The sequence below is a fragment of the Alteromonas sp. ABE4_545 genome (genome assembly GCF_056161325.1).
Map to the genome: position 1 here is coordinate 218,415 of NZ_JBSWYY010000001.1, position 13,355 is coordinate 231,769.

Consider the following 13,355-nt stretch of genomic DNA (forward strand, 5'->3'; position numbering starts at 1 on the left):
GCGCTAGCTGTTTTTAGCGCGCTTCGAGTGTAATCGAAGAGGGGGTTAGCCCTTCTCCACTCACGGTTAAGGTAATTTCGCCACTTTGACCAGCAATAGAACGCAGAATGACTTGGGCTTGCCCTCGAAAAGTACGTCGGGTCGTAACGTCGAACGGGCTAGTACTATCGGGTTCGCCATTACCCACTGCGTAGATATCTGCCGCTCCAGAGATACTTAACGACAAGTTTTTATCGTCGCCCCACCAATACACAGGGTTACCTTCCACATCGACCAAAGCAATATTCACATAAGCAAGGTCTTGGCCGTTGTTGTCGAGAACTAATTTGTTGCTCGTTAATGTGGTAGCACGTGGTTTTGTGCTTGTCACAAGTTGTTTTCGATTGAGGACTTCGCCTTGGTCATTGGCGCTTTCAACCGTTAATTCACCTGGCACATAGGGCACGGTAAAACTGAAGATGAAGTCAGTCGCTTGTTGTTGTGTTTGGGTAGCAATGGATTGACCGTTTAAGCGCAGCGTTACCTGCGGTGCGCGAGAATAAACTTCAACCGTCATTGGCGTGTTTTCTTCATTCGGCCAGGTCCAACTGGGGTGTAAATCACGCTGTACCCACATTAAATACCAATCGGGATCTTGCTGGGGCAACAATGATGGTGCGGGGCTTTTTACGTAAACATATAATCCGTTTTGTTCAGTTTGCCATAACACTTTACGATAGTTGGCTGCCGCTCTTGGTTGCCCTAGTACGTCAATTTCACCGCAGTAGGCAAGGTGCCAAGGATAAGGAGCTAATCCTGCCCATTCGGGGGCGTAGCCCGTCCAACCAATCGACGCTTCGCCGATATAATCCCAACCCGTCCACACGAAATCGCCAATGATAAAGGGATATTGCTCAACAAATTGCCAGTATTCAGCGGCTTTGTTGGCGTAGGTTTCAGAGCCATACATAATACGTTGCGGGAAACGCTCATGGTCATTGAGGTAATTGTGCTCTTGATAATTGTAACCCACCACATCGAATTCATTGAGGTACGCGTCGCCACTTTCGCCAGAGATATTTGCTCCTACTGTAATTGGCCGGGTGGTATCGAGAGTTTTCGCAAATTGCACAAGTTGACGAGCAGTGTCTGCGCCAAGAGGTTTGAATTGCTCTGGTATTTCGTTGCCCATACTCCACATAATGATGCTTGGATGGTATTGGTCTCGCTTGATCATGGCGGTGAGGTCTTGTTGCCAATTGTCGGCAAAGTATCTCGCGTAATCATTCACGTTTTGCCACTTATGCTCGTTCCACGCGTCAAAAGCTTCGTTAATAACCAATATACCAAGCTGATCAGCGGCATTCAGTAAGGCGGTTGATGGCGGGTTGTGAGACAGCCGTATCGCGTTATAGCCTTGCTGTTTGATAATCGACAGCTTTCTGTATTCTGCCGCAGGGTAGGCTTCTGCGCCAATCTGATAATTGTCGTGGTGAATATTCATGCCTCTGAGCAACACGCTCTCGCCGTTCAGCAAAAAGCCTTTCGACGACGAGAAGGCCAGGGTACGGATACCCACAGGCGTGATTTTCACTTGTTGCTCGCCATTGGCATTTTCGATGGTTTGACGCAATTGATACAAATACGGAGTTTTTGTCGACCACAAACGAGGTGAGGCAATTTTAAAATGTGTGGTGATACTTGGTGTGGCCCGAGTAATGTTGACAGGCGCTGCTTCGGCAACAACTTTACCGCTGTGATCAAGAATCTGTTGTGTTAGTGTACTGGTGCCATTTTCGGAGTGAAATGCAAGTTCACTGACTACATTGACATTGGCATACTGGTGGTGATTTTGTTGGGTGATTTCGCTGGAAATATGTGGCTTGTACACACCCAAATGATCTGCCGGAAGCCAATATAAAGCGGCTTGTCGGTATATGCCAGAGCCTGAATACCAGCGACTGTTTTTGTCTTCATTGTTAACGCGCACAGCGATCACATTATCGCTATTAGCGTGCAATCTATCAGTGATATCAACAGAAAATGGTGTATACCCATAATGATGCGTAATGAGCTTCTCACCGTTAACGAAAACCTGTGCATTCATATACACGCCATCAAAATATAATACTGCTCTGCGATTAATCTCACCGAGTTTGAGCGTTTTGCGATACCAGCCAATTCCCCCTTGAGTATACCCAGTGTCGTATTGGTTAATGGCATCGGGGAAAAAAGGGCCAACGCGGGTCGTTTTTCCCTGTTTTTCTATTAAGCGCGATTTTATCGACCAGTCATGGGGAAGTGTCACAGTCTCCCACTTGGCATCTGGCCACTTAGCCTGCGCAAAATGCGGGTTGTCTTGTAAAGTGAAATGCCAGTTTAGGTTAAAATCTGGCTGTTGTTGAACAGGTGGACTGGCGTAACATTTGGAGGTGGCAAGTAACAAAGTGACTAGGGCGACTAGCCACGCGTTTAATTTTAGGTACATAAAGTCCACTCACAGCAATTTAACAAAAATCACCGTGAGTGTAACGTTTAGGGTAAACGTTTACCACCTTAATTTATCCGCATTGTAACGGTACGCCCGCGGCAGCAATTTCAACAATGAAGCCCGCTTGGTTAAAAGCGATTTGAAGGGCGTCACCAGGTTTAGCTTGTGCGGGTAGTCGGTGTTGGTTTAACAGTTTGGTGATCAATTGAGGCGATATTTTTATCAAGTTTTGATGACAATCTTGAAGCACCCAGTCGTTGTCCGCTTTTACTAATGTCGCCATATTGTTATGAATGATCGTACTCGCCAACTGTTGTTGCTGATAGGCTTGCCACCCTAGCGCTTGTTTGGCGCGTAAATCGCTTTCTGTTGAGTCTGCCAAAGCGTCATTGTCTGTATAGCCGTGCATCACAGTGGTTACTTCTAACGAGGTTGAGGGTTGCCAAATGTGTTGGGACCAATGATGAAACCCGAGCACTCCGACCAGTAATGCGATGGCGAATGTGGCGGCATAAGCTGTTGCCCAATCGTACCAAGAGCGCGTTTTTGCCGATTTTTGGTTGCGTCTTGTATTCGACGACAGAATGGCAGTCTTGATGCTATGGGGGGCCGGGTTTGCTTTTTTATGAGCGTTATAGGCCTTGTTAAGTGACTCATCTGAATCATGCATGGTGAGACTCCAAACTTTCTTTTAACTTGGTTTTGGCGTAGCGCAATCGGGTTTTAATGGTTTCTACTGGGGTATCACACAACTGTGCAATTTCTTGTAGGCCAAAGCCTTCCTGTTGCAGTGAGAAGGCCTCTCGCTGTAAAAAAGGAAGGGCTTGCATGGCGTTTACAAATGCGTCTGCTATTTTGGTTTTGTCAACTAAATCACTGTCATTATGGGCGGGAACCCACGAATCGAGATCTCTTTGATCACTCAGTTGGTATTTTGATGAGCGTCTAAATTCATCGATTAGCGTACGACGCGCCATGGTAAATAGCCAAGCGTCGAAACGCCCTGTTGAAGTGAATAAATGGCGCTTTTCGATCACTTTAACAAAGGTTTTTTGCACTACATCAGCGGCAGTGTCAGGGTCGCTGAGTACGAGTAAATAGTGGTACAGATTCTGACTGGTTTGGTCGTATAGGCGGCTCAGCCACTTGTTTTCGCCTGATGCTGCGTATTGCAACATCAGGTCTTCGTTGGTCTGTGGCTTACCTAACCATGCTCGCATAGATAAAACCATACTCATAAATGTCGCTACTCCCTGTTATGCGCGGGTTCACGCTTAGAATTATTGTGCTAGCGTGAAGCTCAATAGTACACGCATTCCGGGTTGGCTCACAGCGCGACCGTCAACCAATTTGGGTTGATAGCGCCATTTGGACAATGCCCGTCGTGCCGCTCGGTTAAATATACGTGCCGGTTCCGCATTCATCACCGTAATATCTTGTGTCGTGCCGTTAGGCGCAATAGTAAAACTCAGCTCTACCCAGCCTTCAATGCCATCTCGGGCCGCATCAACAGGGTAATTGGGTTCAATTTGTACCACCGGCCGCGCACTTTGGTCGGTGTTGCCCAATGATATATTTTTGCCGATATCTATTGGCCCAATCTGGTTCCCGATGTTGTTTAAACTAATAAGCCCGTCGTCGATGTCTGGCGTTTGCGGTTCCATTTTAGGCGTTTCGGGAGCCTTGATAACTTCCTGTTTGGGCGGTAACGGTTGTTTCTTGATCACGTCGGGTTCTTCAATATCCAGGATAACTGGACCTATGGGTGTGAGTGGTGCAACGTGCTGAACAATTTGATCGTTTTCAATGAGCTTGGCCATCACAATGAACAGAGCAAATGCAGCCGTTGCGCCTAGTGTGATGCTGCCAACTAAACGCTTGTAATCAATAGCAATGGGTTGGTAAGAAACGAATTGCATGGGCTTTCTCCTTGTTAGTTATTAGATTAACGATGGAGAAAGCCAAACAGGGTGAAAAAAGATGTGTTTTATTTATCTGTTAGCGCATCGACCCGATTCAATAAGGTCGCCACTAAACTTTTTAGCGTTTTTACCTCATTTTCTAACGCGGTAATTCTGTCGTTATTGTCAATGTGGGGAGCATCCACGGCCGGGGCTTCAGGGGCTGCTTGGTTGTGCTCGCCATCGGTGTCACTAAAGCAATGTTGGTATCTCGCTTCCCGTTTTCCCGGTTCACGTTCAAGCCGACGAACTAATGGGTAAGGTTGGTAAGCTTGTAGGCTTGCTAGTGCAGACTCAACTTCCGATACGTCTTTAAGCGTTGCCATACGTTGGCTTCGGCCGCGTAACTCGCCGGGGGTTTGCGGCCCTCTAAGCATTAATTCGGTAATCAGTGCCGTGTGCTCGTCGGTAAGTTTTATATCGCTAAACTCAGTATTGCAAAAGCGATGTGCGTACTTATCGACTCGGCTACCAAACCCGGTCATGACTTGCACTAACCGTTTGCTTTGTAGAGTGTCGAGAATATCGCTGACTTGGGCTTCGGTAAGTGACATCACGGGTACGCGATTGCTTTTTTGGTTACACCCATTAGTAAGCGCATTTAAGCTCAAGGGGTATTGTTCCGGTGTCGTCATCGATTTTTCAAGCAAAACACCGATAACGCGGCATTCAAGCTCATTCAATGTAGTTCTCATGGCAGTCCTTGTTCGACTTAGAGAGTGAGGTTGATCATGGTTTTACGCAGAAAAACAACACTCTGCAGGTTGGTCTTGTACCTAATAAAGTGGGTTAGCGAGGCTTATTATTATACGTGGGTTCAACGTTGCTAACTCAACAATGCCTTATTAGGAGTCTAGAGAAAAAGCGTGTAATATCAAACTGTCGATAGTAAGAATTTATCAGTAAGGAATAGGTAATGTCACGACGTTTCTTGGCTGCAATGGCAGGAATGGCTTGTATATCAATAGCGCCAACATGGGCAAAAGAGGGCATGTACACGCCTGAACAATTGCCAATGATTCAACAAGAGCTTCGCGATGCGGGTATTGCTATTTCTCCGCAAACCTTAACCAATCTATCGGGCTTTCCCATGGGCGCTGTGGTGTCTTTAGGTGGGTGTTCGGCTTCCTTTGTGTCGCCAAAAGGATTAGTGCTCACCAATCATCATTGTGTGAGAGGGTCGTTGCAATACAACACCGATGAGCAAAATAATTACCTCGAAGCTGGCTTTTTAGCGCGCCAAATTGGTGACGAATTACCCGCCGCCCCCGGTACTCATGTATACGTTACGGTTGACTTTCGCGATGTTACGCCACAAATAGTTGCCGCTATTCCCCCTATGGCAGGCGGATTGGAGCGGTTTGACGCCATTGATATGGCAAGTAAAAACATGATTTCAGACTGTGAGGCAGAAGCGGGGTACCGCTGTGACGTAAAATCTTTCTATGGTGACAAAGAATATAAACTTATCAAGCAACTAGAAATTCGCGACGTACGTATTGCTTACGCCCCAAGCGACGCTATTGGACGGTTTGGCGGTGACGAAGACAACTGGATGTGGCCTCGGCACACGGGAGACTTTGCGTTTTACCGTGCTTATGTGGGGCCAGACGGCAAGCCCGCCGACTTTAGTGAAAACAATGTGCCTTACAACCCCGCCCATTATTTGGAAGTGGCAGCAAATGACCTAGAAGATAATGACTTTGTGATGGTGGCGGGTTACCCCGGGAAAACCAACCGGTATGCACGTGCCGTAGCGGTAGAACATGTGTTTGACTGGTTGTACCCAACGTATTTGTCTTTGGTTTCAGACTGGATAAAAACCATTGAAACTGCGGCTCCTGCCAAGAGCGAAAAACGGGTAAAATACGCGTCGCTGGTTAATAGCCTGAGCAATTTTCTGAAAAATACGCAGGGCCAACTCAATGGTGCAAAGCGGGCGCATTTGGTGGAGAACCGGCGTTTGGCTGAGCAACAACTGAACGATTGGTTGATGCTATCTCCGGCAAATCGTCAGTATGCCGCACCCATTCGGGCGTTAGATGCGCTGGCGCGGGAGCAGGCTCAGATACAAAAACAGAATTTTTGGTATACCAATATTACACGGGCACAACTGTTGTCGGCGGCTCAGCTCATTTATCGCTTTGCGGTGGAAAAAGAAAAGCCAGATGCCCAACGAGCCAGAGGTTTTCAGGAACGCGACCGCACGCGCTTAGAGCAGCGACTCACCAGAATTGACCGCCGCTTTGATACCGACGTAGACAGCGCCGTTTGGCAAATGTTTATTAATGAATACCGTCGCCAACCAGAACAACAGCACGTTGCTGCGTTTGATGACGCTTTGTCTCTCAATTTGTTACAAACTGATGAGGCGGTAAAAGCGGCAGTGGCGCGTTTTTACTCGCGCACGCAACTGGACAACCTCGACACTCGCCTACAACTCATGGCGGCAAGTCGAGAAGCCCTTGAGCAAAGCCAAGACCCGTTTATGCAGTTAGCCGTGGCGCTTCACGCGACTGAAATGAGATTAGAAGATCAGCAAAAGCAGATAAAGGGTGATATTGACGCCATTCAACCTGATTACATGAAAGGGGTATTGGCGTGGAAAGCCTCACAAGGGCAGCTAGCTTATCCCGATGCGAATGGTACGCTGCGAGTGACGTATGGCAAAGTTAAAGGCGGCTCTCCCCGTGATGGTTTAATTTATGAGCCATTTACCCGCTTAGTTGGGATTGCTGAAAAGCACACGGGTATGTCGCCATTTAACGCACCAGCAGTATTACTCGACAAAATAGCAACCGCAGATGCGGGCACCTATTCTTCACCTGTGCTAGGTACGGTTCCGGTGAATTTTTTGACCGACACAGATTCAACCGGTGGAAACTCTGGCTCTCCGACCTTGAACGACAAAGGGCAATTGGTTGGTATATTGTTTGACGGAACATTTGAAAGCGTGAATTCTGATTGGAATTTTAACGCCAAGGCAACACGTTCTATTCATGTTGATGCGCGGTATATGCTGTGGCTAATGCAACAGGTTGACAACGCCAGTTACTTAGTTGACGAAATGACAGTTGTGCCTGCACAGCACTAACTTCTGTTTGAGACTTGATGTAAATCACACAGTGGGTTTTCTGTCTGATTTACATTGCTGTTTGGAAACGCGGTTGTCATCAATGAACAAGGATTCACTCACGCCATTATGATCCCCACACATGAAGACTTATGGTTCGTGCCACTTGGTGGCACGGGTGAAATCGGCATGAATTTAAATTTGTACGGTCACGACGGCAAATGGTTGATGGTGGACTGTGGGGTGAGTTTTAGTGAGCCTTTAGTGCCAGCCTACCGCGAGGGGAAAATAGCCGAGGGCCAGTGTTTCGATGTGGTGGCACCTGACCCCAAATTTATCAGTGAAAACAAAGCCAATTTGGCGGGGATTGTTATAACCCACGCCCATGAAGATCACGTTGGCGCTTTACCTTACTTGTGGCAGCGTTTTTCGTGCCCTGTTTACGCCACACCTTTTACTTGCGCCGTGTTACGCCGCAAGCTGGCGCAAGTGGGGCTAGCTGGCAAAGTGCCAATTGTTGAAGTAAGCCCAGGCGCGGTGAAACAAATTGGCCCCTTTACATTAACTTGGTTGGCGTTAACCCATTCTATCCCTGAGCCTTTTGCTTTGTTTATCGAGACTGAAGCGGGCAACGTATTACATACTGCAGATTGGAAAATTGATGCCCAACCCATCACTGGGCCTGCTTTTTCACCGACCCAATTTCAAGCATTGGCAAACCACAACGTGCTGGCGATGGTGGGCGATTCAACTAATGCGCTGAAACCTGGCTTTTCTGTTTCTGAAAGAAACTGCTACGACGGGTTGTTGAGCACTATTAGACCGTTAAAAGGGCGTGTTGTTGTGGGCTGTTTTGGCAGTAACATTGCACGGTTAATTTCGTTAGCCCGTATTGCTGAGAAAACGGGGCGATATATGGCGTTGTTTGGTCGATCGCTCATCAATATGTATTCAATCGCAAAACAAACTGGATATTGGCCCGAGGATTTAACCTTGGTTGACCCCGAGCACATAGGGTATTTGCCGCCAGAAGAAGTATTGATTGTTGCCACCGGAAGTCAGGGAGAGCGCAATGCCGCCCTCACTCGAATGGCACAGGAAAGGCATCATCAGGTCGTTTTGCAAAAGGGCGATACGGTTATTTTTTCAACCATTGTTATTCCGGGCAATGAAAAGCCAGTAGCGCGATTGGTCGAACAATTTGTTGCTAAAGGTGTCCATGTTATTGAGTCAGCCAATAGCGTACTCCCCATCCATGCCAGTGGTCATCCGTGCAGTGAAGAACTAAAGCTCATGTATCATTGGGTTAAACCTGACATTGCCATTCCTGTTCACGGTGAGCCGGCGCACCTCGCAGCACATGCCGACGTTGCAAAAGAGGCGGGAGTACGAAAGCGTTATGTCGGCTTAAATGGCGACTTGTACAAGTTGGCGCCGCAATCGGGTATTCGCAGGCAAGTCATTCACGCTGGCCGAATACCAATAGAGCAGCGGCGTTAAAGCGATGTTGTGTCGAAGCTTTCGCGTGTAATTTACACTCATGCACAAACTTTATGCATTTTTTGTCAGTTAATCAGGTGCATAGGTTATAATTATCAGGTAAGGCATAGTTAAATGTCTCATCTGCGATTAAATAGATAAATGGAGTCGTCTTAAGTGCTTAGGTTGTTTACCTATCTCATAGCTATATTGTACTGCGGAGCGGTATTAGGCGAGCCGTTGCAGTCACGTCCTTATTTCACGTCTTTGTCCACAAAAGACGGGCTTAGCCAAGACACAGTTAACCAGTTAATGATCGACCATGCAGGCTTTTTATGGATAGCCAGCGAAGGTGGGTTAGAACGTTGGGATGGTTATCAACTTAACCGCATTGAAGGCAAGCAGAAACAACTTGTCGACGCCCCCATTTACTCCATATTTCAAGACAGTCGTCAAACAGTTTGGATTGGTACCGCCAGTGACGGCGTGTATACCTATAACTTAGACACCTTGGCGTTAACACCTCTCATCAGGAAAAATTTTGCAGGGCAAGACGATTGGGTGCAATACGCGAGCAACTTTTTTGAAGAGCCCGACGGGGCGATTTTAATCTCGCTAAACGAAGAAGTCGGGCGTTATAACCCTGATACACGAACCTATGCCACACTGGCGAGCCTCAGTGAAACGCAAATTGAAGCCGGTGAAAGTATTCGGTATGTGTATCGGTTTAAAGACGAGATCCTCGTGGCATCAAATTATGCGCTTTATGCCATAGTGAGTGATAACGATAACGGCGCTCTGGTGAAAATTAACCACTTGCAGGGCAACACTGTTAGTCGTGATAACGTTAATGTAAAAATGCTTCACGCTGACCGAGCGGGAAATTTGTGGGTTGGCACGGTAGAAGGTTTATATCGCTTAGACACAAGCGCGGTTGAGCGTTTTATTCATGGTGAAAGGCGTTCGCCGGTTGCCAGTGAAGAAGTATTAGCGAATCGCAATATTTGGCAAATTGTGCCAGAAGACGACGGCAGTTTTTGGTTAGGTACAGATATAGGTCTAATGCGCCTTACACGGCGTGATGGCCGTTGGCAAACCGAGCATATTCTTGAGCCTACAGATGGCCGAGAAGAGTTTTCACGCAAAGACTTGCTCTCTATTGTGCGCGACAGAAATAAAAATTTATGGATGGGAACAATGGTAGGCGGGGCTTTGTATTGGTCACCACAAAGCCTGCATTTTTCTATGGTACAAAACCTCACCGGCCAACCGAAAAAGCTAAGCAATAACACGGTGTGGAGCATACAACAGACCGACGATGATCACCTTTGGATTGGTACCGAAAACGGCTTGAACTACTACAGTTTCGACACCGGTACGAGCGAGAGCTTTATGGAGGTGCATGAAAAATCTCTCAAGGCATTAGACATGTCAACGGTGATTAATATTATTCCTGGCCCACAGAACAAACTGTATCTGGAAACCTATGATGGCTTGAAAGAGTTTGATAGGCAAAGCCATGAACTGGGTGCATTTAGTCTGGCTAATGAGGCCGATAAAGACAAATTTGACGGGTTTAATTATGGCTCGGCGAGAGACAATAGTGGGCGTGTTTATTTTATCGAAGATGGTTTTTATCGCTACAACCCGGTCGATAAGCGCATAGTTCAACTGCCACTTCCCGATAACGTTTTTGTGCCGAATATGTCAGCTTCTTTTATCGATAGTGTGCCATTTTATCCTCACCACATTTTTCTATCGACATTTGGCACATTGTGGATGATCGATGTCGAAACCTTTGAATACAAAAAGCTCTTTTCCCTTCCCAGTGAATATCACGCGCAGCGGTTTAGCCCCACATCGCTGGTGGTGAACAATGGCACACTATGGGTCGCCTTTCCGGGTTATGGCATTGTGGGGTTAAATGCCGACACCTTTGAAAAACAATTTCATTTCGATAAATCGGTCTTGCTTCAATCCAACGTTATTTACGGTTTGCAATTGGATAAAAACGGCAATATTTGGTTTACGTCTCACTCTGGTTTACACCGCTTTAGCCCTGAACAGGAAATAGTGAGTCATTATCGATACGGCCTGGAAATTGGCGTGGCTGAGTTTAACCAAGGGGCAGAGCTCACTTTGCGCGATGGGCGAATGGCCTATGGCTCACCACGAGGCGTGATTTTATTTTCTCCCGATAAATTGTTGTCTGCGTCTGAAACCTCTTTAATGGCGGGAAACAGAATGATGGCCATTACTGGGATCACGCTAGATTCAAGACCACTTAAAATGCCAATGGACAATTTGGCTGGGCGTCATTTAGATCTGCAATACGATGATTATGGCCTAACCATTTACTATTCGCCGCTTCAATATACCGTTACCAAAGACGTGAGTTATCGGCATGTATTAATGAAAAATAACGAAGTGCTGAGCGACTCGGTATCGACCGACTCCAGGGTGATTTTGCCAGTGCTTGCACCGGGGAAATATCGTTTCGAGGTATATCCCATCGGGCAAAGTGCAGATCGTATTATGTTACCCGCGCACATTACGATTTCGGTGCCGTACCCACCTTTTCGATCGCCGTTAGCTTATACGACCTATGGCATTTTGTTTATCGTCGGGTCGTGGTGGTTTTTTTATCGCCGACAGCGTCAAATACACCGTTTACACAAAGCCGAATATCAAGTGCGGTTATTTGGTAATGCCTTTAGGCAAACCCGAGATTGGGTGATTATTTTTGATAAAGATAAACACGCCGTTGCCGCTAACCCCGCATTTGAAAATGCCTTTGGCTTGTACCGCAATGAGGCGTTAGAGCCACAATTGACCTTGTTGTATCGCCGTTACCCCAAATTGCAGGAGCAATTGCAGGGGCGTTTGTCCAACATTCGCCCCGGTGAATTTTGGAAAGACGAAGACAGTATTGTTATGGCCGACGGCCATCAGTACGACGTGCTAATCGATATTACAGCCATTCAAGATAGTCGTGCAGAAGCGTCGTTACATTACTTGGTGGTGATGTCTGACATTAGTGAGCAAAAAACAGCAGAACGCAAGTTACTGAAAATTGCCAACTATGACAGTTTAACCGGGCTGGTAAATCGCAATTTGTTGCTCGACCGGCTAGACCACGCAATTGCGAACGCCGAACGTCACGACACGAAAGTTGCCGTATTGTTTGTCGATTTAGATCGTTTCAAAGGCATCAATGATTCATTGGGGCACGATTTTGGCGATAAGCTATTGCGTGTTGTGGCCAACCGCATGTTAAATCTCGCGTCGTCTACCGATACTGTGGCGAGGCTAGGCGGCGATGAATTTGTGATTGTCATGGAGGAAGTGCCAGATCCTGATCGTCTGTCGTCGTTTGTGTCGCAATTGATAGAGAATATCGAAACACCGATTTCCCTCGGCAATGAAATTTTGCGAATTTCCTGCAGTATTGGCGTGTCTTTTTATCCTGATGACGCAACCGCGCCTTCTGAATTATTGAAGCAAGCCGATGTGGCCATGTATACAGCGAAAAAAGACAACTTAAACGCTTTTACGTATTTCACAGAGGAAATGAACACACGGGCAAGAGAGCGACTCACAATCGAAAATGTGGTTAAAAATGCTTATCGAGAAAGCCTTTTTTATAATCATTATCAGCCAATAGTGAATGTGCAGACCGGTGAACTTGAAGGCGTTGAGCTACTGTTGCGCCTCGATGACCATGTTCATCCAATGTCACCGGCTTTGTTTATCCCTATTCTTGAAGAGTTGCGCTACATTCGGGAAGTCACGCAGCACGCGGTTCGCCGAGCAGTAGAAGACTTGGTCATTTGGTACAAAGCTGGTTTTAAAGGTTATGTGTCAGTTAATTTATCTGCGCTGCACTTTAAAACTGAATTAGATTTAACCGAGCTTATTAAGGCGTTAACCGAACAAGGGCTACCCACGTCTGCAATTCGCTTTGAAATTACCGAATCGGTGTTGATGGAGAACACGGCAAATGCCAGTCGCCAAATTGCCCGTATAGGTGCTTCGGGTTTCAAGTTGGCATTAGACGATTTTGGCACCGGCTATTCATCGTTGAGCTATTTAAAACGCTTCCCATTGCAGGTATTGAAAATAGACAAAAGCTTTATCGATGATGTCAATGAAGGTTCCGCAGAAAATGCCTTGGTGCTGACGACCATTTCACTGGCGAATAGTTTGAATATGGTGTGTATTGCAGAAGGTGTGGAGTCTCGTGAGCAAGCCGCGTTCTTGATGGCCAATGGATGCTGTCACTTGCAAGGTTTTTACTTCTCAAAGCCCGTTAATAGCGACGGAATTACCCAGCTTCTCGGTACCGACTGGCGGCTTAAATAAACCCGCCCCG

Annotated in this window: 8 protein-coding genes; 3 read left to right on the forward strand and 5 right to left on the reverse strand. The window is 46.8% G+C overall.

Annotated elements, in window-relative coordinates:
• Window positions 1-13: 13 nt before the first annotated feature.
• The 5 genes from ACXAH6_RS01095 to ACXAH6_RS01115 all read right to left on the reverse strand — a co-directional run bounded on the left by ACXAH6_RS01095 (window position 14) and on the right by ACXAH6_RS01115 (window position 5,126).
• Window positions 14-2,467 (reverse strand): glycoside hydrolase family 2 TIM barrel-domain containing protein, encoded by a 2,454-nt coding sequence (locus ACXAH6_RS01095; RefSeq protein WP_474874777.1) that lies wholly within the window; start codon window positions 2,465-2,467, stop codon window positions 14-16.
• A 73-nt stretch (window positions 2,468-2,540) separates the two neighbouring features.
• Complete coding sequence (locus ACXAH6_RS01100; RefSeq protein ID WP_474874778.1) at window positions 2,541-3,140, reverse strand: hypothetical protein; 600 nt, start codon at window positions 3,138-3,140, stop codon at window positions 2,541-2,543.
• Window positions 3,133-3,708, reverse strand: coding sequence for an RNA polymerase sigma factor (locus ACXAH6_RS01105; RefSeq protein ID WP_474874779.1), 576 nt, complete (start codon window positions 3,706-3,708; stop codon window positions 3,133-3,135). The genes ACXAH6_RS01100 and ACXAH6_RS01105 overlap by 8 nt, the downstream gene beginning before the upstream one ends.
• A 42-nt stretch (window positions 3,709-3,750) precedes the next feature.
• The gene (locus ACXAH6_RS01110) at window positions 3,751-4,389 is read right to left on the reverse strand and encodes an energy transducer TonB (RefSeq protein ID WP_474874780.1); all 639 of its coding nucleotides are present in this window, start codon (window positions 4,387-4,389) and stop codon (window positions 3,751-3,753) included.
• A gap of 68 nt (window positions 4,390-4,457) precedes the next feature.
• Window positions 4,458-5,126: a YceH family protein gene (locus tag ACXAH6_RS01115; protein ID WP_474874781.1), complete on the reverse strand. Its 669-nt coding sequence runs from the start codon at window positions 5,124-5,126 to the stop codon at window positions 4,458-4,460.
• A 221-nt stretch (window positions 5,127-5,347) separates the two neighbouring features.
• Between ACXAH6_RS01115 and ACXAH6_RS01120 the strand changes: the two genes are divergently transcribed.
• The 3 genes from ACXAH6_RS01120 (at window position 5,348) to ACXAH6_RS01130 (ending at window position 13,345) form a co-directional block, all read left to right on the forward strand.
• On the forward strand, window positions 5,348-7,525 hold the full coding sequence (locus ACXAH6_RS01120) for a S46 family peptidase (RefSeq protein ID WP_474874782.1): 2,178 nt from the start codon (window positions 5,348-5,350) through the stop codon (window positions 7,523-7,525).
• Between the two features lie 108 nt (window positions 7,526-7,633).
• Window positions 7,634-9,004: a ribonuclease J gene (locus tag ACXAH6_RS01125; protein ID WP_474874783.1), complete on the forward strand. Its 1,371-nt coding sequence runs from the start codon at window positions 7,634-7,636 to the stop codon at window positions 9,002-9,004.
• 219 nt (window positions 9,005-9,223) lie between these two features.
• Window positions 9,224-13,345, forward strand: coding sequence for an EAL domain-containing protein (locus ACXAH6_RS01130; protein ID WP_474874784.1), 4,122 nt, complete (start codon window positions 9,224-9,226; stop codon window positions 13,343-13,345).
• Window positions 13,346-13,355: the final 10 nt, after the last annotated feature.